Annotated in this window: 26 protein-coding genes; 18 read left to right on the forward strand and 8 right to left on the reverse strand. The window is 68.8% G+C overall.

Annotated features, from left to right (window positions below; genetic code table 11):
* Positions 1 to 15: 15 nt before the first annotated feature.
* The 3 genes from HMPREF2716_RS06080 to HMPREF2716_RS06090 are packed head-to-tail and all read left to right on the forward strand — an operon-like array spanning position 16 to position 1,979.
* Positions 16 to 828 carry an energy transducer TonB gene (locus HMPREF2716_RS06080; RefSeq protein WP_023518261.1) on the forward strand — a complete coding sequence of 271 codons (813 nt, stop codon included), beginning with the start codon at positions 16 to 18 and terminating at the stop codon, positions 826 to 828.
* A 28-nt stretch (positions 829 to 856) separates the two neighbouring features.
* On the forward strand, positions 857 to 1,576 hold the full coding sequence (locus HMPREF2716_RS06085) for a MotA/TolQ/ExbB proton channel family protein (RefSeq protein ID WP_003083979.1): 720 nt from the start codon (positions 857 to 859) through the stop codon (positions 1,574 to 1,576).
* A gap of 1 nt (position 1,577) precedes the next feature.
* Complete coding sequence (locus HMPREF2716_RS06090; RefSeq protein ID WP_003106175.1) at positions 1,578 to 1,979, forward strand: ExbD/TolR family protein; 402 nt, start codon at positions 1,578 to 1,580, stop codon at positions 1,977 to 1,979.
* Between the two features lie 183 nt (positions 1,980 to 2,162).
* Here the strand turns inward: HMPREF2716_RS06090 and HMPREF2716_RS06095 are convergent, their stop codons facing one another.
* Positions 2,163 to 2,375 (reverse strand): DUF3079 domain-containing protein, encoded by a 213-nt coding sequence (locus tag HMPREF2716_RS06095; protein ID WP_003111981.1) that lies wholly within the window; start codon positions 2,373 to 2,375, stop codon positions 2,163 to 2,165.
* A 215-nt stretch (positions 2,376 to 2,590) separates the two neighbouring features.
* Here HMPREF2716_RS06095 and HMPREF2716_RS06100 point away from each other — a divergent pair, with 215 nt between their 5' ends.
* Entirely contained in the window at positions 2,591 to 3,172 is a 582-nt protein-coding gene (locus HMPREF2716_RS06100; RefSeq protein WP_016263963.1) for an alpha/beta hydrolase, read from the forward strand.
* A gap of 7 nt (positions 3,173 to 3,179) precedes the next feature.
* Here the strand turns inward: HMPREF2716_RS06100 and HMPREF2716_RS06105 are convergent, their stop codons facing one another.
* The 5 genes from HMPREF2716_RS06105 to HMPREF2716_RS06125 form a co-directional block, all read right to left on the reverse strand.
* Positions 3,180 to 4,637, reverse strand: a complete 1,458-nt coding sequence (locus HMPREF2716_RS06105) for an amidase (protein WP_004346843.1) — start codon at positions 4,635 to 4,637, stop codon at positions 3,180 to 3,182.
* 65 nt (positions 4,638 to 4,702) lie between these two features.
* A complete protein-coding gene (locus HMPREF2716_RS06110; protein ID WP_003106178.1) occupies positions 4,703 to 5,737 on the reverse strand; it encodes an ABC transporter substrate-binding protein in 1,035 nt (344 codons plus the stop codon).
* A 22-nt stretch (positions 5,738 to 5,759) separates the two neighbouring features.
* Complete coding sequence (locus HMPREF2716_RS06115; RefSeq protein WP_003106179.1) at positions 5,760 to 6,569, reverse strand: ABC transporter permease; 810 nt, start codon at positions 6,567 to 6,569, stop codon at positions 5,760 to 5,762.
* Entirely contained in the window at positions 6,566 to 7,486 is a 921-nt protein-coding gene (locus tag HMPREF2716_RS06120; RefSeq protein ID WP_023518262.1) for an ABC transporter permease, read from the reverse strand. The genes HMPREF2716_RS06115 and HMPREF2716_RS06120 overlap by 4 nt, the downstream gene beginning before the upstream one ends.
* Positions 7,487 to 7,511: 25 nt before the next feature.
* The gene (locus tag HMPREF2716_RS06125; RefSeq protein WP_023518263.1) at positions 7,512 to 8,624 is read right to left on the reverse strand and encodes an ABC transporter ATP-binding protein; all 1,113 of its coding nucleotides are present in this window, start codon (positions 8,622 to 8,624) and stop codon (positions 7,512 to 7,514) included.
* A gap of 230 nt (positions 8,625 to 8,854) precedes the next feature.
* Between HMPREF2716_RS06125 and HMPREF2716_RS06130 the strand changes: the two genes are divergently transcribed.
* The 10 genes from HMPREF2716_RS06130 to madM all read left to right on the forward strand — a co-directional run bounded on the left by HMPREF2716_RS06130 (position 8,855) and on the right by madM (position 17,242).
* Positions 8,855 to 9,748 (forward strand): LysR substrate-binding domain-containing protein, encoded by an 894-nt coding sequence (locus HMPREF2716_RS06130; RefSeq protein ID WP_003106182.1) that lies wholly within the window; start codon positions 8,855 to 8,857, stop codon positions 9,746 to 9,748.
* Between the two features lie 120 nt (positions 9,749 to 9,868).
* On the forward strand, positions 9,869 to 11,533 hold the full coding sequence (gene mdcA, locus HMPREF2716_RS06135) for a malonate decarboxylase subunit alpha (RefSeq protein WP_003111980.1): 1,665 nt from the start codon (positions 9,869 to 9,871) through the stop codon (positions 11,531 to 11,533).
* Positions 11,533 to 12,414: a triphosphoribosyl-dephospho-CoA synthase gene (locus HMPREF2716_RS06140; RefSeq protein WP_012613463.1), complete on the forward strand. Its 882-nt coding sequence runs from the start codon at positions 11,533 to 11,535 to the stop codon at positions 12,412 to 12,414. Before mdcA ends, HMPREF2716_RS06140 begins: the two co-directional genes overlap by 1 nt.
* A 1-nt stretch (position 12,415) precedes the next feature.
* Positions 12,416 to 12,715 (forward strand): malonate decarboxylase subunit delta, encoded by a 300-nt coding sequence (locus tag HMPREF2716_RS06145; protein WP_003084001.1) that lies wholly within the window; start codon positions 12,416 to 12,418, stop codon positions 12,713 to 12,715.
* Positions 12,708 to 13,571 (forward strand): biotin-independent malonate decarboxylase subunit beta, encoded by an 864-nt coding sequence (locus HMPREF2716_RS06150; RefSeq protein WP_003084003.1) that lies wholly within the window; start codon positions 12,708 to 12,710, stop codon positions 13,569 to 13,571. The genes HMPREF2716_RS06145 and HMPREF2716_RS06150 overlap by 8 nt, the downstream gene beginning before the upstream one ends.
* Positions 13,568 to 14,374: a biotin-independent malonate decarboxylase subunit gamma gene (mdcE, locus tag HMPREF2716_RS06155; protein ID WP_003112668.1), complete on the forward strand. Its 807-nt coding sequence runs from the start codon at positions 13,568 to 13,570 to the stop codon at positions 14,372 to 14,374. Before HMPREF2716_RS06150 ends, mdcE begins: the two co-directional genes overlap by 4 nt.
* A gap of 15 nt (positions 14,375 to 14,389) precedes the next feature.
* On the forward strand, positions 14,390 to 15,082 hold the full coding sequence (locus HMPREF2716_RS06160; protein ID WP_003118606.1) for a malonate decarboxylase holo-ACP synthase: 693 nt from the start codon (positions 14,390 to 14,392) through the stop codon (positions 15,080 to 15,082).
* Positions 15,079 to 16,011 carry a malonate decarboxylase subunit epsilon gene (mdcH, locus tag HMPREF2716_RS06165; RefSeq protein ID WP_003112670.1) on the forward strand — a complete coding sequence of 311 codons (933 nt, stop codon included), beginning with the start codon at positions 15,079 to 15,081 and terminating at the stop codon, positions 16,009 to 16,011. The genes HMPREF2716_RS06160 and mdcH overlap by 4 nt, the downstream gene beginning before the upstream one ends.
* Before the next feature lie 56 nt (positions 16,012 to 16,067).
* Positions 16,068 to 16,472, forward strand: coding sequence for a malonate transporter subunit MadL (gene madL, locus HMPREF2716_RS06170; RefSeq protein WP_003161012.1), 405 nt, complete (start codon positions 16,068 to 16,070; stop codon positions 16,470 to 16,472).
* A 5-nt stretch (positions 16,473 to 16,477) separates the two neighbouring features.
* On the forward strand, positions 16,478 to 17,242 hold the full coding sequence (madM, locus tag HMPREF2716_RS06175) for a malonate transporter subunit MadM (RefSeq protein ID WP_003084016.1): 765 nt from the start codon (positions 16,478 to 16,480) through the stop codon (positions 17,240 to 17,242).
* A gap of 84 nt (positions 17,243 to 17,326) precedes the next feature.
* Here the strand turns inward: madM and HMPREF2716_RS06180 are convergent, their stop codons facing one another.
* Both HMPREF2716_RS06180 and HMPREF2716_RS06185 read right to left on the reverse strand, forming a co-directional pair.
* Positions 17,327 to 18,256 (reverse strand): LysR family transcriptional regulator, encoded by a 930-nt coding sequence (locus HMPREF2716_RS06180; protein ID WP_003084019.1) that lies wholly within the window; start codon positions 18,254 to 18,256, stop codon positions 17,327 to 17,329.
* 328 nt (positions 18,257 to 18,584) lie between these two features.
* The gene (locus tag HMPREF2716_RS06185; RefSeq protein WP_003084035.1) at positions 18,585 to 19,505 is read right to left on the reverse strand and encodes a LysR substrate-binding domain-containing protein; all 921 of its coding nucleotides are present in this window, start codon (positions 19,503 to 19,505) and stop codon (positions 18,585 to 18,587) included.
* A gap of 350 nt (positions 19,506 to 19,855) precedes the next feature.
* Between HMPREF2716_RS06185 and HMPREF2716_RS06190 the strand changes: the two genes are divergently transcribed.
* The 4 genes from HMPREF2716_RS06190 to HMPREF2716_RS06205 all read left to right on the forward strand — a co-directional run bounded on the left by HMPREF2716_RS06190 (position 19,856) and on the right by HMPREF2716_RS06205 (position 25,472).
* Positions 19,856 to 21,346, forward strand: a complete 1,491-nt coding sequence (locus tag HMPREF2716_RS06190; RefSeq protein WP_003112672.1) for an aldehyde dehydrogenase — start codon at positions 19,856 to 19,858, stop codon at positions 21,344 to 21,346.
* Between the two features lie 57 nt (positions 21,347 to 21,403).
* On the forward strand, positions 21,404 to 22,837 hold the full coding sequence (locus tag HMPREF2716_RS06195) for an APC family permease (RefSeq protein ID WP_003084045.1): 1,434 nt from the start codon (positions 21,404 to 21,406) through the stop codon (positions 22,835 to 22,837).
* 30 nt (positions 22,838 to 22,867) lie between these two features.
* A complete protein-coding gene (locus HMPREF2716_RS06200; RefSeq protein WP_003101901.1) occupies positions 22,868 to 24,250 on the forward strand; it encodes an aspartate aminotransferase family protein in 1,383 nt (460 codons plus the stop codon).
* A gap of 163 nt (positions 24,251 to 24,413) precedes the next feature.
* Positions 24,414 to 25,472, forward strand: coding sequence for an ABC transporter substrate-binding protein (locus tag HMPREF2716_RS06205; RefSeq protein WP_003101898.1), 1,059 nt, complete (start codon positions 24,414 to 24,416; stop codon positions 25,470 to 25,472).
* Positions 25,473 to 25,490: the final 18 nt, after the last annotated feature.

Consider the following 25,490-nt stretch of genomic DNA (forward strand, 5'->3'; position numbering starts at 1 on the left):
TGCAAGGAGCTTTTCATGGCAACACCCCAGCCCGTCGATGCCCGCACGCAGCCCTGGCGCGAGACGCCCGGCGGCGACCTGGTGGCGCTCGGTCGGCCGGTTCGCCAGGCGTTGCACCTGGTTCGCCACAACCCGGCACAGGGTCGGGTGCTCAGCCGGCGCGAGACGATCCTGCTGGTCCTGTTCGCCCTGACCCTGCACGGAGCGGTGATCCATTGGCTGAGCCAGCAGAGAACCCCGGCGCTGCCCGAGGTGCCGCCACAGGTGCCGCCGATGACCATCGAGTTCACCGCCCCGGCGCCGCCGGTGGTGGAACCGCCGCCGCCCGAGCCGCTGCCGCCGGTGGTCGAGGAACCGCCACCGCCGGTGGTCGACGAGAACGGGGTGAAGCCGCCGCCGCCGAAGCCGGTGCCCAAGCCGAAACCCAAGCCCAAGCCACAACCCCGGCCGAAGCCGGCGCCGAAGGCCGTCGAGCCGGCTCCGCCCGCGCCGCCGCAACCCGCCGCGCCACCCGCCCCGCCGGCTCCGGCCGCCGCCCCGGCAGCGTTGACGCCGCCGTCGGCGAACGCCGGCTACCTGCACAACCCGGCACCGGAATACCCCGCCTTGGCCATGCGCCGTGGCTGGGAGGGCACCGTGCTGTTGCGGGTGCATGTCCTCGCCAGCGGCAGCCCGAGCGAGATCCAGGTGCAGAAGTCGAGCGGACGCGAAGCCCTCGACCAGGCCGCGGTGAAAGCGGTCAAGCGCTGGTCCTTCGTTCCCGCCAAGCGCGGCGACAAGGCCGAGGACGGCTGGGTCAGCGTACCGATCGATTTCAAGTTGAACTGAATCTGCAGCGTCACGAGGAGCATCCGTCATGAGTCTGTTAACCACCCCGCTCGAATCCGTCGAAGGCGCCGTCATCTGGCTGCTGGTCGGCTTTTCCGTGGTCACCTGGGGCCTGGCCCTGGTCAAGGGCGTGCAGTTCGCCCGGCAGAAGCGCCAGGACCGCCAGTTCCAGAAGCAGTTCTGGAGCGCCACCAGCCTCGACTCCGCCGGCGAGCAGGCGCAGGACAAGCAGGGCGCCGGCGCCCGCGTGGCCCAGGCCGGCTTCGCCGCGATCCAGGTGCAGGACAACGGCCAGCCCGACCTGGCCCAGTCGATCAACCACCAGGACCGTCTCGAACGCGCCCTGCGCCAGCAGATCCAGCGCGAGCGGCGTTCCCTGGAGTCGGGCCTGGCGGTGCTCGCCTCGATCGGCTCGACCTCGCCCTTCATCGGTCTGTTCGGCACCGTCTGGGGCATCATGGAGGCGCTCAAGGGGATCAGCGCGGCCGGCTCGGCGAGCCTGGAGACCGTGGCCGGGCCGATCGGCAGCGCGCTGATCGCCACCGGCGTGGGAATCGCCGTCGCGGTGCCGGCGGTGCTGGTCTACAACTACTTCCTGCGGCGCCTGAAGCTGACCGCCGCCGACCTCGACGACTTCGCCCACGACTTCTACAGCCTGGCGCAGAAGAGCGCGTTCCGCGTCATCGTCCATCCCTCCGCCGCGCGCCAGGCCGGCAACCCCTCGCGCAACGTGAAGGAGGCGTCCTGACATGGCCTTCTCGACCCAGGACAGCGACGAAGTCCTTTCCGAAATCAACGTCACCCCGCTGGTCGACGTGATGCTGGTGCTGCTGGTGGTGTTCATCGTCACCGCGCCGCTGCTGACCAACTCGATCCCGATCAACCTGCCGAAGACCGAATCGGTGGCCCCGCCGGAGCAGAAGGATCCCCTGGTGGTGAGCATCGATGGCGCCGGCAAGCTGTTCGTCAACAAGGACGAGATCCAGCCGGAGCTGCTGGAGAGCAACCTGGCCGCGGCCAAGGCGAAGGACGCCGAGGTCCGCGTGCAGTTGCAGGCCGACGAAGGGGTGAACTACGGCCAGGTGGCGAAGGCCATGGCTTCCATCGAGCGCGCCGGGATCACCAGGCTGGCGGTGATCACCGCACGCTGAAGCGAATCCACGCCGTCCGGCGCAGGCCGGGCGGGCAACGGTTTCGACCGCTCCGATCCGGGCAGGGGAGAGCGGTCTTTTTTATTCCGGATGGACGCTCCTCGGGCGTGTCCGCCGAGGCCGGGCTCGCGAATGATGCGTCGCGCATCGTGCCCGTCGCTTGCACGCCCCACGCCTGGGCGGTCAGGCCTGGCGTGCCGGCGCCTCCTGCTCCTTGGCGTCCTCCGTTCCTTCGACTTCCCATTCACCGGCCCAGTCCTCGCCGAACAGTTCGCTGGGATGCTGGGTGCGGCTGGCGCCGTTGCCGCAGCCCATCGATTCCGCCGAACAATAGCGGTCGCAACCCCAGCAGATGCGCTCCGGATGGCTGGGATGGAGAGGAAATTTCTTGGCCATGATCCTGTCCCGATACCTGATGCCTGCGCTCAGGTATACCGCCGATAGCTTGCGCCGCCCAGGCGTTGCCGCGGAAAAGTGGCTTCGGCTTGCGCTGGATCAACTCGATTGGCGTATATGTATTAATAGAATATTAAAATTGCTTTTTATTCCTTAGATAAAAAAGGCTACGCCCTTACACTTCCCTGGTGATGAATTTTTCTGGAGGGTTCTCCATGCACAGCGAACGCGTCCGTTATGTGTTGGTGCCCGGTTGGTACGGCTCGGAAGACGCCCATTGGCAAAGTCACTGGCAGCGCGCGCTGCCCAATGCCTCACGGGTCGAGCAACAGGACTGGATCACCCCGCTGCGCGCCGATTGGATCGCCGAGCTGGACGCCGAGATCCGCCGCCAGCCCGGGCCGGTGGTGCTGATCGCGCACAGCCTGGGTTGTGTGACAGTGGCGCTGTGGGCGGCCCAGGCCGAGCGCCGGGTGCGCGAGCAGGTGCGCGGCGCCCTGCTGGTGGCGCCGGCCGACGTCGAGCGCGAGAGCTGCGCCGAGGCGCTGCGCAACTTCGCGCCGATCAGCCGCGAGCCGTTGCCGTTCCCCAGCGTGCTGGTGGGTTCCGACAACGACCAGGCCTGCAGCCCGCAGCGCGCCATGCACCTGGCCCGCGCCTGGGGCGCGGAGACGGTGATCCTGCCCGAGGCCGGGCACATCAACGTGAAGTCCGGCCACGGCGCCTGGGAGGCCGGCTACCGTCACCTGTTCCGCTTGCAGTACCTGATCGACAGCCAGGCTCGCCGCCGCGCCTGAGACCACTTCAGTTCGCCAGCAGCGGCGACGGCTGGCGCTCGAACCAGCGGCTGGCCCGCTCGTAGGCGTGGGCCAGTTGCAGTACCGCGAAGTCGGCCTGGTGCGGACCGATGATTTGCAGGCCCATCGGCAGTCCCTCGGCATTGAAGCCCGCCTGCACATTGGCCACCGGGCAGCCGGACAGGCTGCCGGGAACCACCACTTCCATCCAGCGGTGGTAGGTGTCCATTGCCACGCCTTCGATGCTGCGCGGCCAGGGGGTTTCCTTGGCGAAGGGAAATACCTGCGCGCTGGGCAGCAACAGGTAGTCGTAGCGCTCGAACAGCCGGCCGATGGCGCGATACCAGTCGCTGCGGATGACCGACGCGCGAAAGACCGCGTCGGCGCCCAGGCGCAGCCCGTTCTCCACCTCCCAGAGCGCTTCCGGCTTCAGCAGGGCACGCTTCGCCGGATCGGCATGCACGCCGCCGAGCGAGCCGGCCACCAGCCAGTGGCGCAAGGTGCGCCAGCATTCCCAGAGGCGCTCCGGGGCGAAGCCGAGGTTCGCTTCTTCGATCTCGCAGCCGAGGCTGCGGAAATCGCCTAGCGCGCGCTGGCACAGTTGGAGGATGCCGTCCTGCATAGGCAGGTAGCCATCGAGGTCGCCCAGCCAGCCCAGCCGGATGCCTTCGAAATCGCGCTCCAGCGGAGCGGCGAACCGCGCGCCGGGTTCGGCGATGGATAGCGGCGCGCGGCGATCGGCGCCAGCCTGCACCGAGAGCAGCAGGGCGGTGTCGCGCACGCTGCGGCCCATCGGGCCTTCGTAGCCGAGCTGGTCGAAGAACAGGTCGGCGCTGTCGTCGAACGGTACGCGGCCTTGGGAAGGGCGGAAGCCGATGACGTTGTTGAAGGCCGCCGGGTTGCGCAGCGAGCCCATCATGTCGCTGCCGTCGGCCACCGGTACCAGGTGCAGCGCGAGGGCAGCGGCGGCTCCGCCGCTGCTGCCGCCGGCGCTGAGGCGTTCGTCGTAGGCGCAGGCGGTGGCGCCGAACAGCGGGTTGTAGGTCTGCGAGCCGAGGCCGAACTCGGGGGTGTTGGTCTTGCCGATGAGAATCGCGCCGGCGGCCCTGATCCGCTCCACCATGATCCCGTCGCGCTCGGGAATGTAGTCGCGGTACAGCGGCGAGCCGAGGGTGGTGCGGATGCCACGGGTCAGCGACAGGTCCTTGATGGCATGTGGCAGACCGTGCATCCAGCCACGCCATTCGCCACGGGCGAGTTCGCCGTCGCGCGCGTCCGCCTCTTCCAGCAGGCGTTCCGCCGGCAGCAGGCTGACCAGGGCGTTGACCCGTGGGTTGAAGCGCTCGATATGCGCCAGGTAGGCCTGCATCACCTCGCGGCAGGACACCTGGCGCAGGCGGATGCGTTCGGCAAGCTGGTGGGCCTGGAGCAGGACCAGCTCGTTGATCGGAGGGTTGGGCTTCATCGGGGTCGGGCCTTGGCAGTCGAGAAGGGGCGCCCCTGTGCCAGGGGCGCGAAACGGCGCTGCGCTCAGCGCATCAGGTTGGTCCACAGGCGGTCGGCGAGGCGGATCGCGTCTTCGCCGCAGGTCTGGCTGAACACCACGCGGGTACCGGCGGGGACGTGCAGCTCCGGGGCGTCCTTGAGACTGGCGTCGAGGTAGGGCTCGACGCCCTTCACCGGGCTCTGGTGCTTGAGGAAGTTCTGGGTCAGCGCGGCGTTCTCCGGCTGGGCGAGGAAGGCGATGAAGCGCCGCGCGTTGTCCGGGTTGCGGCTGCCGCGCGGGATCACCAGGTTGTCCACCCAGGCCAGCACGCCTTCCTTCGGATACAGGTACTTCAGGCTCGGCTTGAGTTCGCGCGCACGCATCGACGAGCCGCCCCAGAACATCGACATGTCCACCTCGCCCGCGGCGAGGTTCTCGCGGATCGAGCCGGCCTTGGAGCTGTAGGTCTTGACGAAGGGTTTCTGCGCCTTGAGCAGTTCGAGGACGCGCTGCATCTGCTTCGGGTCCGCGCTACAGAGTGGGATGCCCAGGTACAGGCTGGCCATGTCGACCACCTCGCTCACCGAGTCGAACATGTTGATCCGCCCGCGCAGTTCTTCCGGCGGCTGGTAGAGCACCGCGTAGCTGTCGGCCGGGCCGGCGTAGCGCGCGCCATCCAGCACCACGCTGGTGGTGCCCCAGATGAAGGGCACGCTGTAGGCGCCCTCCGGGTCCCAGGCGGGCTTCTTCAGGTTGTCGAGCAGGTTGGCGTAGTACGGCTCGGCGGCCGGGTCGAAGCGCTCGAGCAATGCTTCCTTGACCAGGATCGGAACGAACTGCTGCGAAGGAATCGCCACGTCGTAGCCGGCGCCGCCCTGCTTGAGCTTGGCCAGCAGGGTTTCGTTGGAGTCATAGGAGTCCACCGTGACGCGGATGCCGCTTTCCTTCTCGAATTTCTCCAGCAACTGCGGCGAGAAGTAGCCGCTCCAGCTGACCACGTTGAGTTGCCCGGCGGCCTGGGCGCTGCCGCCCAGGGCCAGGGTGAGGCCGAGGCCGATGCTTGCGATCCGTTGATGCATGGGGATTTCTCCGACGTAGGGCTCAGGCGCGTGGCTTGCCGAGCAGGTAGGAAAGGCTGACGAAGATCACGGAGACGCCGAGGATCAACGTCGACACGGCGTTGACGTCGGGCGTGACGCCCATCCGCAGCAGTCCGAAGATGAAGATCGGCAGGGTGGTGGTGCCGGCCTGCGAGACCATCATCGAGATCACGAAGTTGTCCAGCGAGACGATGAAGGCGAGCATCAGGCCGGAGAAGATGCCCGGCGCCAGCAGCGGCAGCGTCACCTTGCGCAGGGTCCGCCACGGACCGGCGTAGAGGTCGGCGGCGGCCTGCTCCAGGGAAAGGTCCATGTCATCCAGGCGGGCACGGATCGGCAGGTAGGCGAACGGGATGCAGAACACCGTGTGGGCGATGATCAGGTTGCCGTAGCCGAGAGACAGCCCGACGGTGGAAAACAGCGCCAGGGTGGCGACCCCAACCACGATTTCCGGCAGCACCAGGGGCAGCATGATCGCTCCCATCGACAGGCGCAGGCCCCTGAACTTCGCCCCACGCGAGGTGCCGAGGGCGGCCAGGGTGGCGATCGCGGTGGCCGCGGCGCTGGCGCACACGGCGATCAGCAGGCTGTTGCCGGCGGCCTGGCGCAGCGCCTGGTTGGCGAAGGCGGCGCGGTACCAGTCGAGGCTGAAGCCGGTCCAGACGGTGGCCGACTGGTTGGCGTTGAAGGAGTACACCACCAGCACCAGGATCGGCGCGTACAGGTACAGGTAGAACAACAAGCTGAAGGCACCGAAGCCGGGGAAGTCCTGGACGTTATGGCGGCTGCCTTTCCACAGGCGCGCGATCATCGGCCCATCCCCCGTGCGAGACGTTCGGCGCGCCAGGCGTAGACGGTCAGGACCAGCATCACCGCGGCCATCAGCACCAGCGACAGGGCGGCGCCGAACGGCCAGTTCCGGGCGTCGGCGAACTGCCGGAAGATCAGGTTGCCAAGCATCATGCGGGTGCCTCCGCCAAGCAGTTCCGGGGCGATCATCGCGCCCAGGCAGGGCACGAAGGTCAGGATGGCGCCGGCCAGGATGCCCGGCCGGGCGATCGGCAGGACCACCTTGCGTAGCGTGCGCAGGCGGCCGGCGTAGAGGTCCTGGGCGGCTTCCAGCAGGCGCATGTCCATTTTCTCCAGGGTCGCGTAGATCGGCAGTACCACGAAGGGCGCGTAGGTGTAGACCAGGCCGAGCAGCACCGCGCCGTCGCTGTAGAGCAGCGGCAACGGGTGGTCGACCAGGCCGAGGCCGAGCAGGCCGTTGTTGATCACTCCGCTGCCGCGCAGCAGGAGAATCCAGGCGTAGGTGCGGATCAGCAGGTTGGCCCAGAACGGCACGGTGATCAGGAAGATCAGCAGGCCGCGCCGACGCGGCGGCTGCATGGCCAGCCAGACCGCCACCGGGAAGCCGAGCGACAGGGTGATGAGGGTGGTCAGCGCGGCGATGCCGAGCGAGCGCAGGGCGATTGTCAGGTAGGAGTCGGCGAAGGCCAGGCTGTCGTCCATCTGCCGTTCGAAGAGCAGGGATACGTACGCCTCGCCGCTGAAGGCCCGGTCGACCCCGCCATAGGGGTTGGCCTCCATCAGCGAATAGGCGGCGACGATGAGGATCGGCAACACCAGGAACAGGCCGATGGCGACCAGCGCCGGAGTGACGCCGAGGAAGCTGTGCAGGGCCTGGCGACGCTGCAAGGCTGCGCCGGGGGAAGGGATCGGATGCATGGCTGTGGTCCGTTGCCGAAGGGGATCAATCCAGCAGGACGCTGGCGCTGTCTTTGGCCACGGCCAGGCAGGCAGCTTCGCCGGTGGCGAAGCGCCGTGCCGTGCCGTTCGGTGTGCGCACCGTCAGCAGGCTGCCGTCGGCCAGGCGCACCCGGTATTGCAGGTCGGTGCCGAGGTAGACCTGGCTTTCCACCGTGCAGGGCAGGCCGCCGCCGGTGTTGGCCGCCAGCAGGTCCAGGCGTTCCGGGCGGATCGACAGGCAGACCCGGGCTCCGGCTGCCAGGCCGTCGCGCGCGGTGGCCTCGAACGCTTCGCCGCCGGGACCGCGGTACAGCGCCAGCGGGCCGTCGCGCTGGAGCAGCTCGGCTTCGATGAAATTGGTCTCGCCAATGAAGTCGGCGACAAAGCGGTTGCCGGGGCGCTCGTAGATCTCTTCCGGCGGCCCGACCTGTTGCACCTGTCCCTCGGAGAGCACGGCGATGCGATCGGACATGGTCAGCGCCTCCTCCTGGTCGTGGGTGACGAAAATGAAGGTGATCCCGGTCTTCGCCTGGATCGCCTTGAGTTCCTCGCGCATCGCCTGGCGCAGCTTCAGGTCGAGGGCCGAGAGCGGTTCGTCGAGCAGCAGCACCCGCGGTTGCGGCGCCAGCGCACGGGCCAGTGCCACGCGTTGCTGCTGGCCTCCTGAAAGCTGCCCGGGACGGCGATCGGCGAAACGTTCCATCTGCACCAGGGCGAGCATCTCGCGGACCCGCTCGGCGATCTCCGCCTTGCCCAGGCTGCGTCCCAGTGGGCGCGATTCGAGGCCGAAGGCGAGGTTCTCGGCGATGCTCATGTGCGGGAACAGCGCATAGTGCTGGAACACGGTGTTCACCGGGCGCTCGAAGGGCGGTCGCGCGGCGATGTTCTCGCCGTAGAGGAGGATCTCGCCCTCCGTGGGAAACTCGAAGCCGGCGATCATCCGCAGCAGGGTGGTCTTGCCGCAGCCGGACGGGCCGAGGAGGGTGAAGAATTCATTGTCGCGGATATCCAGGTCGACGCGCTTCAGCGCCACCGGGCCGCTCTCGGGATCGCCGTACACCTTGCGTACCGCGCGGATGGACACTGCATGGGTACGCAGCGAATGCAGGGCACTCATGGACTTACCTCCGATTCCCCTTCGTGCGTGCCGCAATGCGGCGCGACGATGGTTGTTGTTCTTATGGCAGGGCTGGAAAGTAGGCTTCCGCGAGGTGGCGGAAGGGTAGCGCCGGCTTGTGGTCGCCGATGGCTGGAGCGGATGATGCGGAAAAGGGGCGGCTGTCGAAAGCTCAATTTTCTTATATAAGGTGTTAAAAAAATTAACACCTAGCGAGGTTCGCAAGGCCCATGTCGATCCCCCGTCTGCCCCCGTTGAACGCTGTGCGCGCCTTCGAGGCCGCCGCCCGCCTGGGTAGCTACGTGGCGGCGGCGAAAGCCCTGCACGTAACCCAGCCGGCGGTCGGCCGGCATGTCCGGCTGCTGGAAGACTGGCTTGGCGCGCGTCTGTTCGAACGTACTTCGCGTGGCGTGCTGTTGACCCCGGCCGGGCGGCAGTACTACGCCGCGGTGTCCACCGCGTTGCAGCAGATCGCCGAGGCCGGCGGCCAGCTCAGTGGCGCGCGCTGGCTGCGGATCATGGCGGTGCCGGCGTTCTCCCGGCGCTGGCTGACGTCGCGCCTGGAAACCCTCTGCGCACAGCGACCGGGGCTGAAGATCGCCCTCGAACCCAATCCCACCTTCGACCACGTGGAGGAGCGCAGCGCCGACCTCGGTATCGTCTATGGCCTGCCGGGCCAGTACGCCAACCCGCGCGCGCTGCTGATCCGGCCCAAGGTGTTCCCGGTGTGCTCGCCGGCCTACCTGGCCGCCGCCGGACCGCTGGAGTCGGCGGAGCAACTGGTCGCGCACAAGCTCATCCATGTCGACGACGGCGAGTGGTGGAACCTCTGGTTCTCCGCCATCGGGGTCGACGTCGAGGTCCGTCCGGCGGTGCTCTACCTGAGCAACGATCATGCCCTGGCGCGGGCCGAAGAGGGTCTCGGCATCGCCCTGGCCAACGAGGTGCTGGTCCGCCAGGAACTGCGCAGCGGCGCTCTGGTGCGGCCCCTGGCCGCCGAGGCGGCACTGGAGTGCTACCAGGTGCTGACCCCGCCCGGCACGCCCTCGGCGGACGTCGAGTGGTTCATCGGCTGGTTGGGCGAGGCCCTGCGCGAAGAGTTTCCGGACGCCGTGACGTCCTGAACGCAGCGCCAGCGCTGCATCGTTAACCCAAGCGTAACGATCATGTCGGCTGCTTGATTGAACAGGCCTGGCGGCCTGCCTACCGTGGCTCCTCACCACAGCGTGAAACCTGGAGCCGACATGACGACACCGATCTCTCCCCCGCCGCAGTGGTCGCGGCGCCGCCAGGAAAAGCAGCGGCGCCTCGAGCGCGTGCGCGGCCTGGCTGACGGCGCGGTGCTGCCGCGCGAACGCCTGGTCGCCGCGCTGGAGGCGCTGATCGCGCCGGGCGATCGGGTGGTGCTGGAAGGCAACAACCAGAAGCAGGCGGATTTCCTCTCCCGTTCGCTGGCGCGGGTCGATCCCGGCAAGCTGCACGACCTGCACATGATCATGCCCAGCGTCGGCCGCCCGGAGCATCTCGACCTGTTCGAACTGGGCATCGCGCGCAAGCTCGACTTCTCCTTCTCCGGCCCGCAGAGCTTGCGCATCGGCCAGTTGCTCGAAGACGGCCTGCTGGAGATCGGCGCGATCCACACCTACATCGAGCTGTACGCGCGGCTGGTGGTCGACCTGATCCCCAACGTGGCGCTGGTCGCCGGTTTCGTCGCCGACCGCGAAGGCAACGTGTACACCGGGCCGAGCACGGAAGACACCCCGGCGCTGGTGGAGCCCACCGCGTTCAGCGACGGCATCGTCATCGTCCAGGTCAACCGTATCGTCGACGACCCGCGCGACCTGCCGCGAGTGGATATCCCGGCGTCCTGGGTGGACTTCGTGGTCGAGGCCGACCAGCCGTTCTACATCGAGCCGCTGTTCACCCGCGACCCGCGCCACATCAAGCCGGTCCACGTGCTGATGGCGATGATGGCGATCCGCGGCATCTACCAGCGGCACAACGTGCAGTCGCTGAACCACGGCATCGGCTTCAACACCGCGGCCATCGAACTGATCCTGCCGACCTACGGCGAGTCCCTCGGCCTGAAGGGCAAGATCTGCCGACACTGGACCCTCAACCCGCACCCGACCCTTATCCCCGCCATCGAGAGCGGCTGGGTCGAGAGCGTGCACTGCTTCGGCACCGAGCTGGGCATGGAGGGCTACATCGCCCAGCGTCCCGACGTGTTCTTCACCGGTCGCGACGGCTCGCTGCGTTCCAATCGGATGTTCTGCCAACTGGCAGGACAATACGCCGTCGACCTGTTCATCGGCGCTACCCTCCAGGTCGACGGCGACGGCCATTCCTCCACCGTCACCCGCGGACGCCTGGCCGGCTTCGGCGGCGCCCCGAACATGGGCCACGACCCGCGCGGCCGGCGCCACTCGACGCCGGCCTGGCTGGACATGCGGGGCGAACCCGAGGCCTTGCTGGAGCGCGGCAGGAAGCTGGTGGTGCAGATGGTCGAGACCTTCCAGGACGGCGGCAAGCCGACCTTCGTCGAGCGCCTCGACGCGCTGGAGGTGGCGCGCCAGACCGGCATGCCGCTGGCGCCGGTGATGATCTATGGCGACGACGTCACCCATGTGCTCACCGAGGAAGGCATCGCCTACCTGTACAAGGCGCGCTCCCTGGAGGAACGCCAGGCGATGATCGCGGCGGTGGCGGGGATCAGTCCGATCGGCCTGCGCCACGATCCGCGCGAGACCCTGCGGATGCGCCGCGAAGGGCTGATCGCGCTGCCCGAGGACCTCGGCATCCGCCGCACCGACGCCTCGCGCGAGCTGCTGGCGGCGAAGAGCATCGCCGAGCTGGTCGAGTGGTCCGGCGGGCTGTACCAGCCGCCGGCGCGTTTCAGGAGCTGGTGATGAACGCCATCGCGAACCTCGCGGCGACGCCGTGCGCCGACCTCGGCGAATGCCTGGCCGACCTGGCGGTGGACGCCCTCATCGACGAAGCCGAACTGTCGCCCAAGCCGGCCCTGGTGGACCGCCGCGGCAATGGCGCGCATGCCGACCTGCACCTGGGCCTGATGCAGGCCTCGGCGCTGAGCCTGTGGCCGTGTTTCAAGGAAATGGCCGACGCCGCACAGCGGCATGGGCGCATCGATGCGCGCCTGCGCGGCGTCCTTGGCCAACTGGGGCGCGACGGCGAGGCGGCGATGCTGCGTACCACCGAAGGCGTGAACACCCATCGCGGAGCGATCTGGGCGCTCGGCCTGCTGGTCGCGGCCGCCGCTCTCGAACCGCGCCGCACGCAGGCCGGCGAAGTGGCCGCGCGCGCAGGACGCATCGCCCTGCTCGACGATCCGGCGGCCGCCATCGGCGACAGCCACGGCGAGCGCGTCCGTCGGCGCTACGGCGTCGGCGGCGCCCGCGAGGAGGCGCGTCTCGGCTTCCCCCGCGCAGTGCGCCACGGCCTGCCGCAGCTATGGCGCAGCCGCGAAGGCGGCGCTGGCGAGCAGAACGCCAGGCTCGATGCGCTGCTGGCGATCATGAGCGTCCTCGACGATACCTGCGTGCTGCACCGCGCCGGCCGCGTCGGCCTCGCCGTGATGCAGGATGGCGCCCGCGCGGTGCTCGCCGCCGGCGGCAGCGCCAGTCTCGCCGGGCGTCGCCGCCTGTGCGAGCTGGACCGCCGCCTGCTGGCGCTGAACGCTTCGCCCGGCGGCGCCGCCGACCTGCTGGCCGCCTGTCTTTTCCTCGATCGCCTGCCCGCCGTGTCCGGTGGGTGGGCTGGGAGTCTCTGAGATGGAAACCCTGACCTTCGAATTTCCCGCCGGCGCTCCGGCGCGCGGTCGCGCCCTGGCCGGCTGCGTCGGCTCCGGCGACCTGGAGGTGCTGCTCGAGCCGGCCGCCGGAGGCGCGCTGAGCATCCAGGTGGTGACCTCGGTAAACGGCAGCGGCCCGCGCTGGCAACAACTCTTCGCGCGGGTCTTCGCGGCGTCCACGGCGCCGGCCGCGTCGATCCGCATCCACGATTTCGGCGCCACTCCCGGGGTGGTCCGCCTGCGCCTGGAGCAGGCACTGGAGGAGGCTGGCCATGACTGACGTCGCCCGCCTGCTGGCGCTGCGCAGCTTCACCGAACTGGGAGCGCGCCAACGCGCCCGTGCCCTGCTTGACGCGGGCAGCTTCCGCGAGTTGCTCGATCCCTTCGCCGGCGTGCAGTCGCCCTGGCTGGAACGACAGGGCATCGTGCCCCAGGCCGACGATGGGGTAGTGGTCGCCCGTGGCCTCCTCGACGGCCAGCCGGCGGTGCTCGCCGCCATCGAAGGTGCTTTCCAGGGCGGCAGCCTTGGCGAAGTCAGCGGAGCGAAGATCGCCGGCGCGCTGGAGCTGGCCGCCGAGGACAATCGCAACGGCGTTCCGACCCGGGCCCTGCTGTTGCTGGAAACCGGTGGCGTGCGCCTGCAGGAAGCCAACCTCGGACTGGCGGCGATCGCCGAGATCCAGGCGGCCATCGTCGATCTGCAGCGCTACCAGCCGGTGGTGGCGGTGATTGCCGGGCCGGTCGGCTGCTTCGGCGGCATGTCCATCGCCGCCGGGCTGTGCAGCTACGTGCTGGTGACCCGCGAGGCGCGCCTCGGCTTGAACGGTCCGCAGGTGATCGAACAGGAGGCCGGCATCGCTGAATACGACTCGCGCGACCGGCCGTTCATCTGGAGCCTCACCGGCGGCGAGCAGCGCTTCGCCAGCGGTCTCGCCGACGCCTACCTGGCCGACGACCTCGATGAGGTACGCACCTCGGTACTCGCGTATTTCGCCAAGGGCCTGCCGGCACGGCCGCGCTGCCGCCGCGCCGAGGATTACCTGCGGCGGCTGGGCGACCTCGATACCGCCGAGCAACCGGATGCCGCCGGCGTGCGCCGGCTGTACCAGGGGCTGGGCCAAGGAGATGCAACATGAGCCAACCGTTCGCTTCCCGTGGCCTGGCCTGGTTCCAGGCGCTGGCCGGTAGCCTCGCGCCGCGTCCCGGCGATCCTGCTTCGTTGCGCGTCGCCGATGCCGAGCTGGACGGCTACCCGGTGCGTTTCCTGGCCGTCGTGCCCGATCCCGACAATCCGTTCCCGCGCGCTCGCCAGGGCGAGGTCGGGCTGCTCGAGGGCTGGGGCCTGGCCGCCGCCGTCGACGAGGCGCTGGAGGCCGACCGCGAGGCGCCACGCAAGCGCGCGCTGCTGGCCATCGTCGACGTGCCGAGCCAGGCCTACGGCCGCCGCGAGGAGGCCCTGGGTATCCACCAGGCGCTGGCCGGGGCGGTGGATGCCTACGCCCGCGCCCGACTCGCCGGGCATCCGCTGATCGGCCTGCTGGTGGGCAAGGCGATGTCCGGCGCGTTCCTCGCCCACGGCTACCAGGCCAACCGCCTGATCGCCTTGCACGATCCGGGGGTGATGGTCCACGCCATGGGCAAGGCCGCCGCCGCGCGGATCACCCTGCGCAGCGTCGAGGAACTGGAGGCGTTGGCGGCGAAGGTGCCGCCGATGGCCTACGACATCGACAGCTACGCGTCGCTCGGCCTGCTCTGGAGGACCCTTCCGGTGGAGACCGTCGAGGTGCCGTCGACGGCGGACCTGGTGCGGGTCCGCACCTGCCTGGGCGAGGCCCTGGCCGATATCCTCGGCGGCCCGCGCGACCTCGGCGGCCGCCTCGGCGCGGCCAACCGCGAGGCGTCGGCGCGGGTGCGCCGGCTGCTGCGCGAGCAGTGGTGAATTCAGGAGCGAGCCGTGGTCATCGCGAACAGCTCACAGCGGGGCTCCAGCCGGCGACGGCTCGCTCCTGATCCGATGCGTCGCAGGGCAGGGCCGGAACCCCATGACTTGCTCCTGGGCATGGCGCCGGCGCATTTGCCGGAGAATGCTCCGGCCTGGGTCTGCGCGGCACTGAAGGCCGGCTGGCCGGTGGTGGTGCGCCGTGCGCCGGCAGATCCTGCGCGGGTGGCCATCGGCGTGCGCGGCCTGGCGCGGGAGCAGCGCTGGGCCGGCTGGATGCCGTTGGCGGCAATCACCCGGCGCTTGCGCCCGGAAGCGCTGGGCCAGCGCGAGCCGGCGATGCTGCGCGATCTGCCGGCCTGGCGTGCCTTGCGCGACCTGCGTGCGCCGCTGAACGCGCTGGGACTGGCCTGGGGCGTGACCGGCGGCGCCGGTTTCGAGCTGGCCAGCGGGGTCGCCGTGCTGCATCCGGACAGCGACCTCGACCTGCTGCTGCGCACCCCGCGCCCGTTCCCGCGCGATGACGCGCTGCGCCTGCTGCAGTGCTTCGAGCAGTGTCCCTGCCGGATCGACCTGCAACTGCAGACCCCGGCGGGCGGCGTGGCCCTGCGCGAATGGGCCGAGGGTCGGCCCCGGGTGCTGGCGAAAGGCAGCGAGGCGCCGCTGTTGCTGGAAGACCCCTGGCGGATCGCGGAGGTCGAGGCATGAGCGTGCTGTTCGCCTATCCCGGCCAGGGCGCCCAACGTCCCGGCATGCTCGCGGCCTTGCCCGACGAACCGCCGGTGCGCGCCTGCCTGGAGCAGGCGGCGGACTGTCTCGGCCAGGCGCCGGCCGAACTGGAGAGCGCCGAGGCCTTGCGCGGCACCCGCGCGGTGCAGTTGTGCCTGCTGATCGCCGGGGTCGCCGCCAGCCGCCTGCTGGAGACGCGCGGGCATCGGCCGGGGCTGGTCGCCGGGCTGTCCATCGGCGCCTATCCGGCGGCGGTGGTAGCCGGCGCGCTGGACTTCGACGACGCGCTGCGTCTGGTGGCGCTGCGTGGCGAACTGATGCAGGCCGCCTGGCCCGAGGGCTACGGGATGAGCGCCATCCTCGGTCTCGAACAGGCGCAACTGGAAGCGCTGATCCTGGCGGTGCGGCGCGAGCACCCGCCGCTCTACCTGGCCAACGTCAACGCCGAGCGGCAACTGGTGGTGGCCGGCAGCGAAGCGGCTCTGGCCGCCCTCGCCGAACGCGCCCGTGCCGCCGGCGCCAGCGCGGCGAAGCGCCTGGCGGTGAGCGTACCGTCGCACTGTGCGCTGCTCGACGAACCGGCCGCGCGCCTGGCCGAAGCCTTCGCCGGCATCCGCCTGCATCGGCCGCGCGTGCCCTACCTGAGCAGCAGCCGGGCGCGCCTGGTCGCCGAACCGGCCGCGCTGGCCGACGATCTCGCCGGCAACATGGCGCGCCGCGTCGAGTGGCTGGCGACATTGCGCAGCGCCTACGAGCGCGGTGCCCGCCTGCATCTCGAGCTGCCGCCGGGACGGGTCCTCAGCGGTCTGGCGCGGCCTCTGTTCGGCTGCGCCACGCCGGCCTTCGAAGGCTCCCGGGCAGATACCCTGGACGCGCTGTTGCGCGAGGAGGAAAAGAGAACCCGATAAGCGTTCGTTCGAGGCATAAAAACAACAACATCGATCCGCAACCGAGGACAACAATAATGATTATCTACGGTGTCGCACTGCTGTCTCTGTGTACCCTCGCCGGGCTGTTCATCGGCGAGATCCTTGGCGTGATGCTCGGCGTGCCGGCCAACGTCGGTGGCGTCGGCATCGCCATGCTGCTGCTGATCTTCGTCGGCAGCTACCTGGGCAAGCGTGGCCTGCTCTCGGCGAAGACCGAGCAGGGCGTGGAGTTCTGGAGCGCGGTCTACATTCCCATCGTGGTCGCCATGGCCGCCCAGCAGAATGTCCTCGGCGCGCTGAGCGGCGGGCCGGCCGCTATCCTCGCCGGCATCGCCGCGGTCGCCGTGGCCTTCGCCCTGGTCCCGCTGCTCGACCGCTTCGGCCGGAAGAAAGCCGAAGGCGCCCCGCCATTGAAACCGCGCACCAGCGTGCAGGGGTGAGCGCCATGTTCGAGTCCCTGAACAAAGTCATCAATGGCTACGGCCTGATCAGCGGCTTCGCCATCATCGGCGTGACCATGGCGGTGTCCTACTGGTTGTCGGCGCGCCTCACCCGCGGGCGCCTGCACGGCTCGGCGATCGCGATCTTCCTCGGCCTGGTGCTGTCCTACGTCGGCGGCGTCGCCACCGGCGGGCAGAAAGGATTGGTGGACGTGCCCCTGATGTCCGGTATCGGCCTGCTGGGTGGCGCCATGCTGCGCGACTTCGCCATCGTCGCCACGGCCTTCGGGGTGAATGTCGAGGAACTGCGTCGGGCAGGGGTTTCCGGGGTGGTGTCGCTGTTCCTCGGAGTCGGTTCGTCGTTCGTCGCCGGGGTCGCGGTGGCCATGGCGTTCGGCTATACCGATGCGGTCAGCCTGACCACCATCGGCGCCGGCGCGGTCACCTACATCGTCGGACCGGTGACCGGCGCCGCCCTGGGGGCCAGCTCCGAGGTGATGGCGCTGAGCATCGCCGCCGGGTTGGTGAAGGCGATCCTGGTGATGGTCCTGACGCCTTTCGTCGCGCCCTACATCGGCCTGAACAATCCACGTACGGCGGTGATCTTCGGTGGTCTCATGGGCACCTCCAGCGGCGTCGCCGGCGGCCTCGCCGCCACCGACCCGAAGCTGGTGCCCTACGGTTGCCTGACCGCGGCGTTCTATACCGCCATCGGTTGCCTGCTGGGGCCGTCGCTGCTGTATTTCAGCGTGCGCGGCCTGGTTGGGTGAGCGGGCTCGTCCGGGCACCCTCTCCCTGAAGGGCGAGGGTTGGGGAGAGGTCAGCGGGCCAGCGGTAATGTGGATTTCCGTCCGCTATCCCGCCGCCTCCTGCTCCAGGCGCAGGCTGTACATCCGGCACTCCGCGAGCAACGCCAGCAGGTTCGGGTCGCGCTCCTTGGCCTTGAGGAACACCACGCCGATGTGCTGCTGCAGGCGATAGCGCGGTTGCAGCGGGATCAGCCGCACGCGGTTCTCGTAGACCGCCTCGATGCGTTTGGGCAGCAGCGCATGGCCGACCCCCGAGCTGACCATGCTGAGGAGGGTGAATATGTCGTTCACCTGCATGGCGATCTGCGGTTCGAAGCCGGCCTGCTGGAACACCCGGGTGCCGTCCTGATGGGTGGCGAAGCCCTGGGTGAGCGTGACGAAGGGCGTGTCGCGCAGGGTGCTGAGATCGATCTCGGCGAGCCTGGCGTAGGGCGAGTCCACCGGCACGGCGAGGAAGATGTCATCGGAGAACAGCGGCAGGTGCTCGCAGTCGGGATCGCTGACGCTGTCGTTGAGCGACACCAGGATGGCGTCCAGCTCCATGTTCTTCAGCTGGTAGAACAGATCGACGTTGGAGCCGAGGATCAGGTCGATGTTCAGCGCGCTGCGTCGCAGCTTGAGGCCCATGATCAGTTGCGGCACGGTCTTCACCGTCAGCGAATAGAGCGCGCCGAGCTTGAAACGCTCGGCGGAGAAGCCGGCCGCCTCGCGGGTCAGACGCACCGTGTCGAGTACCTCCTGGACCAGCTTCTGCGCGCGCTCCTCGAGCACGTAGGCGCTTTCCAGCGGGGTCAGGTTGCGTCCCTCGTGCTTGAACAGCGGGCAGCGCAGGGCGCTTTCCAGCGAGTGGATGGCGCGGTGCACGCTGACGTTGCTGGTGCCCAGTTCCGCCGCCGCGCGCGCCAGGTTGCCGGTGCGCATGAAGGCGAGGAAGGTTTCCAGCTTCTTGAGGGTGATTTCTTCGTCGATCAGCATCCGCGTTCCCCTGGCCGGTGGCGTCGGGGGATTGTGCCTGAGGCGGCGCGGGAGGGGTAAAAAGGGCCGTCATGTCCTAGCGCGTGGCGGAGCATGACGGCCTGGAAACGCCTTGGGGAAGGCGGAGTTGCACTGACCGGATGGAATCCCGCTTCGGCAGCCTGAGCCGCCGATAGGCTAACGGAACTCAGCGGATGGAGCGGATGGTGCGCCGGACCGGGGTGGTCCGGAGCGCCGGCCACCCTAGCAACGGAGGCTTTTTGCCACAGTCATCGGATTCGTCTTTGTCAGAAAGAAAGTTCCTCTTGGAATGTCGGAAAGCTGAGGGTCAGTGCCGGCGCTCGGCAAGCTTGCCCAGTTGCTCCCGGCAGTAGTCGACGAACAATCGTGCCGGCTTGGTCAGTTGCGCGCGTTTCAGCCAGGCGGCGGCGAGCCCGGAGGTGGACACCGGCTCGGCGAGGTCGACCATGACCACCTTCTTGCCGTCGTAGGTGCATTCCGAATGCGGGCGGGTGACCAGCAGGGAGAAGCCGAAGCCCTGGCCGACCATGCCGCGCACCATCTCGATGGACGGCGAGCTGAAGGCGATGTTCGGCGTCAGGCCGAGTTCCTCGAACAGGCTGACGAAATAGGTGCGGCTGGGCTGCACGTCGAGCAGGATCATCGGTTCCAGGCACAGGTCGCGCAGCGACACTTGCGCCTGCCCGGCGAAGCGGTGTCCTTCGGGGAGCAGCGCGTGGGGTCGTTGCGGCGGCATCAGCGGCTCGGTCTCGATGGTCGAGTCGAGGTCGTGCTCGTAGAGGAAGGCCAGGTCGAAGCGCCCGGAGGTGAGGCCTTGCACCAGTTCCTGCTGCTCGCCGTCGCGGATGCGGATCTCCACCCCCGGATAGGCCTGGCGAAAGCCGGCGATCAGGCCCGGCAGGTAGAGCGGGGCGACCGTCTCGAAGCAGCCGATGTCGATCTGCCCGGCGATCACGTCGTTGTCGGCCAGGGCGTTCTGCTCGAACTCGTGGGCCATCCGCAGCAGTTCCTGCGCCTTGCGGTAGAAGCGCGCGCCGGCGGGGGTCAGCGACACGCCCTGGGCGTGGTGGCGGATGAACAGCTGCACGCCGAAGCTTTCCTCCAGACCCTTCACCGCCGTGGAGATCGACGGCTGGGCGATGTACAGCTTGCGCGAGGCCTCGGCCACGCTGCCGCATTCCACGGTGGTCACGAAATACTTGAGTTGCCGCAAGGTATAGGACGCCACTGCAAGACCTCATTGGCGCATCATCCTCCCCGGGCCGGGCGTGCGCGCCTCGATTGTTGTGTCCGCCGCGCTGCAAGCAAGTTGCAGGCCGCTGCCGAGCGTCGCGGCGCTGGCCGCGACGACGATTGCCCGCCTGCACGATAACCCAGCACGACGCACTTTGCCGGGGCACGCCTGGCCAGCTTTTTCTTATGTCCCGAGGACATTTTTAATAATTTTCCTTCGCCGCGGCTTGCGCGACCATCCTTCCCCATCGACCCCATGGACAGCGGTCCGCCTCCCGGCGGTCCGGGCCATGCGTGCAGAACCACGACCGGCGCAGACCGGCGAGATAACAAGGAGAAGGTGGGGTGTTCGAACTCAGCGATTGGCAACGGCGCGCCGCGACACAGCGCTTCATCGACCAGGCCCTGATCGGCGGCCGCCAGCGTCCAGCCGCCAGCGGCGCTACCTTCGACGCCATCGATCCGGCGAGCAATCGCCTGCTGGCGCGGGTCGCGGCCTGCGATGCGGCCGACGTCGACGCGGCAGTGGCCGCCGCCCGCCGCGCCTTCGACGAAGGCCCCTGGGCGCGTCTCGCCCCGGTCGAGCGCAAGCGCGTGCTGCTGCGCCTGGCCGAGCTGATGCTGGCCCATCGCGAAGAGCTGGCGCTGCTCGACTCGCTGAACATGGGCAAGCCGGTGATGGACGCCTGGAACATCGATGTACCCGGCGCCGCCCACGTCTTCGCCTGGTATGCGGAAAGCCTCGACAAGCTCTACGACCAGGTCGCGCCGACCGCCCAGCAGACCCTGGCCACCATTACCCGCGTGCCGCTGGGGGTGATCGGCGCGGTGGTGCCGTGGAACTTCCCGCTCGACATGGCCGCCTGGAAGCTCGCCCCGGCCCTGGCCGCCGGCAACTCGGTGGTGCTCAAGCCGGCCGAGCAGTCGCCGTTCTCCGCCCTGCGCCTGGCCGAGCTGGCCCTGGAGGCGGGGGTGCCGGAAGGCGTGCTGAACGTGGTGCCGGGCCTCGGCGAGCAGGCCGGCAAGGCCCTCGGCTTGCACCCGGAGGTGGACGCACTGGTGTTCACCGGCTCCACCGAGGTCGGCAAGTACTTCATGCAGTATTCCGCGCAATCCAACCTCAAGCAGGTCTGGCTGGAGTGCGGCGGCAAGAGTCCGAACCTGGTGTTCGCCGATTGCCGCGATCTTGACCTGGCGGCGGAAAAGGCCGCCTTCGGCATTTTCTTCAACCAGGGCGAGGTCTGTTCGGCGAACTCGCGCTTGCTGGTGGAGCGTTCGATCCACGACGAGTTCGTCGAGCGCCTGCTGGCCAAGGCCCGCGACTGGCAGCCGGGCGATCCGCTGGACCCGGCCAGCCGCGCCGGCGCCATCGTCGACCGCCGGCAGACCGCCGGGATTCTCGCCGCCATCGAGCGGGCGCAAGGCGAGGGCGCGACCCTGCTCGGCGGTGGCCGCCAGTTGACGATCAACGGTTCGGACAACTTCATCGAACCGACTCTGTTCGGCGACGTACGCCCGGACATGCAGCTGGCCCGCGAGGAAATCTTCGGTCCGGTGCTGGCGATCAGCGCCTTCGACTCCGAGGACGAGGCCATACGCCTGGCCAACGACAGCCGCTACGGCCTCGCCGCCTCGCTGTGGAGCGACGACCTGCACCGTGCACACCGGGTGGCGCGGCGCTTGAATGCCGGAACGGTGTCGGTGAATACCGTGGACGCGCTGGACGTCGCGGTGCCTTTCGGCGGCGGCAAGCAGTCCGGCTTCGGTCGCGACCTGTCGCTGCATTCCTTCGACAAGTACACCCAGTTGAAGACGACCTGGTTCCAGTTGCGCTGAAGACGCGACGGACGCGACACGACTCGATGCCGATAACGACAACAAGAGGACGATCGAATGAACGACACGCCGAACGTGCGTGAGCCGGCCCTGCGCCGCGTGCTCGGGCTGGGACCGCTGCTGGCGGTGGCCATCGGCCTGGTGGTTTCCCAGGGCGTGATGGTACTGATGCTGCAAGGCGCCGGGACGGCCGGCCTGGGCTTCATCGTGCCGCTGGGAGTGGCCTACCTGCTGGCGCTGAGCTACGCCTTTTCCTTTTCCGAGCTGGCCCTGATGATTCCCCGCGCCGGTAGCCTGAGCAGCTACACCGAGGTGGCCATCGGGCATTTCCCGGCGATCCTGGCGACCTTTTCCGGCTACGTGGTGGTGGCGATGTTCGCCCTCTCGGCGGAACTGCTGCTGCTCGACCTGATCATCGGCAAGGTCTACCCCGGCGCGCTGCCGCCGATGCTGGTGGCCTACGGCGTGCTCGGCCTGTTCACCCTGCTCAACCTGCTCGGCATCGACATCTTCGCGCGCCTGCAGAGCGCCCTGGCGCTGCTGATGATGATCGTCCTGCTGGTGCTCGGCCTGGGTGCGGTGAGCAGCGACCACGCTTCCGCGCAGACCGCCCTGGCGAGCGGCTGGAACCCGCTCGGGGTAAGCGCCCTGGCGCTCACCGCGATGGCCGTGTGGGGCTTCGTCGGCGCCGAGTTCGTCTGCCCGCTGGTGGAGGAGACGCGGCGTCCGGAGCGCAACATCCCGCGTTCGATGATCCTCGGCCTGAGCATCATCTTCCTGACCATCGCCCTCTACTGCTTCGGTGCGCTGCTGTGCATCCCGCAGGCGGAACTGGCCGGCGACCCGCTGCCACACTTCCTCTTCGCCAACCGCGTGTTCGGCGAGTACGGCCAGCTGTTCCTGGTGATCGCCGCGATCACCGCCACCTGCAGCACCCTCAACTCGTCGCTGGCGGCGATCCCGCGGATGCTCTACGGGATGGCGCAGAACGGCCAGGCCTTCCCGCAATTCAAGCAGCTCAGCCGGCGGGCGCGCACGCCCTGGGTGGCGGTGCTGTTCGTCGCCGCGATCACCGGCCTGCCGATCCTGATCCTCGGCCAGGACCCGGACTCGATCAACCTGCTGCTGCTCGCTGCCGCGCTGGCCTGGCTGCTGGCCTACATCATCGCCCACGTCGACGTGCTGGCCCTGCGCCGTCGCTATCCGCACATCGCCCGTCCGTTCCGCACGCCGTTCTACCCGCTGCCGCAACTGTTCGGCATCGCCGGGATGATCTACGCGGTGGTCCACGTCTCGCCGACCCCGGAAATGACCGGACGGATCTTCGCCAGCGCCGGCGTGGTGCTCGGCGTGGTCTCGCTGGTGGCGGTGGTGTGGATCAAGGGCGTGATGCGCAAGCCCCTCTTCGTACCCGAACCGCTCGAGACGGCCGGTGAGACTGCCCAGGGCAAGTCCGTCGCCCTCGATCCCCTGCAATCCCCTTCGGCCTGACGCGCCAAGGGAACAAGGAGAACACAGACGATGACCGCTCAGCTCAACCCGCAGCGCGACACCCGCGACTACCAGCAACTGGACGCCGCGCACCACATCCATGCCTTCCTCGACCAGAAGGCGCTGAACCGCGAAGGCCCGCGGGTGATGGTCCGCGGCGATGGCCTGCAGCTCTGGGACAACGACGGCAAGCGCTACCTGGACGGCATGTCCGGCCTCTGGTGCACCAACCTCGGCTACGGCCGCCAGGACCTCGCCGCCGCCGCCAGCCGCCAGCTGGAACAACTGCCGTACTACAACATGTTCTTCCACACCACCCACCCGGCGGTGGTGGAGCTTTCCGAGATGCTCTTCAGCCTGCTGCCGGACCACTACAGCCACGCGATCTACACCAACTCCGGCTCCGAGGCCAACGAGGTGCTGATCCGTACCGTGCGGCGCTACTGGCAGATCCTCGGCAAGCCGCAGAAGAAGATCATGATCGGCCGCTGGAACGGCTACCACGGCTCGACCCTGGGCAGCACCGCGCTCGGCGGGATGAAGTTCATGCACGAGATGGGCGGCATGCTGCCGGACTTCGCCCACATCGACGAACCCTACTGGTACGCCAACGGCGGCGAGCTGAGCCCGGCCGAGTTCGGTCGCCGCGCGGCGCTGCAACTGGAGGAGAAGATCCTCGAACTGGGCGCGGAGAACGTCGCCGCCTTCGTCGCCGAGCCCTTCCAGGGCGCCGGCGGCATGATCTTCCCGCCGCAAAGCTATTGGCCGGAGATCCAGCGCATCTGCCGGCAGTACGACGTGCTGCTGTGCGCCGACGAAGTGATCGGCGGCTTCGGCCGCACCGGCGAATGGTTCGCCCACGAACACTTCGGCTTCCAGCCGGACACCCTGTCCATCGCCAAGGGCCTGACGTCCGGCTACATCCCCATGGGCGGCCTGGTACTCGGCAAGCGCATCGCCGAGGTGCTGGTGGAGCAGGGCGGGGTGTTCGCCCACGGCCTGACCTATTCCGGCCACCCGGTGGCGGCGGCGGTGGCCATCGCCAACCTCAAGGCGCTGCGCGACGAGGGCGTGGTCACGCGGGTCAGGGAGGAGACCGGACCTTACCTGCAACGCTGCCTGCGCGAGGTCTTCGGCGACCATCCGCTGGTCGGCGAGGTCCAGGGCGCCGGCTTCGTCGCCGCGCTGCAGTTCGCCGAGGACAAGGCGACCCGCAAGCGCTTCGCCAACGAGAACGATCTGGCCTGGCGCTGCCGCACCATCGGCTTCGAGGAGGGCGTGATCATCCGCTCCACCCTCGGCCGCATGATCATGGCCCCGGCGCTGGTGGCCGGGCGTGCCGAGATCGACGAACTGATCGACAAGACCCGTATCGCGGTGGATCGCACCGCGCGCGAGATCGGCGTGCTCTGACGCGCCCCGGCGGCCCGGCCTCGGCCGGGTCGACTGCGACACGGAGCGTCCCCCCATAACGACGATGCGGCGCCTGGCGACCGCGCGCGGAACCGTTTCGGCCTCTGGCCGGCAACTGCCTCAGCAACATCACAACAATGCCAATCGGCTGTGGGAGTGTTCCATGTTCAAGTCCTTGCACCAGTACGCACACGTGTTTTCCCGGTTGTCCCTGTTCGGCCTGGCGTTCGCCGCGGCGGCCCAGGCGCAGAGCCAGAGCCTGACGGTGATCTCCTTCGGCGGCGCGACCAAGGCCGCCCAGGAACAGGCCTATTTCAAACCCTTCGAGCGAAGCGGCGGCGGGCAGGTGGTCGCCGGCGAATACAACGGCGAAATGGCCAAGGTGAAGGCCATGGTCGACGTCGGCAAGGTCAGCTGGGACGTGGTCGAGGTGGAGAGCCCCGAACTGCTCCGCGGCTGCGACGAGGGGCTGTTCGAACGCCTCGACCCGGCGCGTTTCGGCGACCCCGCGCAGTTCGTCCCCGGCACTTTCAGCGAGTGCGGGGTGGCCACCTACGTCTGGTCGATGGTGATGGCCTACGACTCGACGAAGCTGGCCAGGGCGCCGCAGTCCTGGGCGGATTTCTGGAACGTCCGCGAGTTCCCCGGCAAGCGTGGCCTGCGCAAGGGCGCCAAGTACACCCTGGAAGTGGCGTTGCTGGCCGACGGGGTGAAGGCGGAGGACCTCTACAAGGTACTTGCCACCCCGGAGGGGGTCAGCCGCGCCTTCGCCAAGCTCGACCAGCTCAAGCCGAACATCCAGTGGTGGGAGGCCGGCGCCCAGCCGCCGCAATGGCTGGCGGCCGGCGACGTGGTGATGAGCGCGGCCTACAACGGGCGCATCGCCGCTGCGCAGAAGGAGGGGGTGAAACTGGCCATCGTCTGGCCCGGCAGTCTCTACGATCCGGAGTACTGGGCGGTGGTGAAGGGCACGCCGAACAAGGCGCTGGCGGAGAAATTCATCGCCTTCGCCAGCCAGCCGCAGACGCAGAAGGTGTTCTCCGAGCAGATCCCCTACGGGCCGGTACACAAGGGCACCCTGGCGTTGCTGCCGAAGACGGTGCAGGAGGCGCTGCCGACCGCGCCGGCCAACCTCGAAGGCGCGCGGGCGGTGGATGCCGAGTTCTGGGTGGACCACGGCGAGGAGCTGGAACAGCGTTTCAATGCCTGGGCGGCGCGCTGAGCGCGCTGCGCGTCGGCA

The sequence above is a fragment of the Pseudomonas sp. HMSC076A11 genome (assembly GCF_001810205.1).
Classification (GTDB): Bacteria; Pseudomonadota; Gammaproteobacteria; order Pseudomonadales; family Pseudomonadaceae; genus Pseudomonas; species Pseudomonas aeruginosa.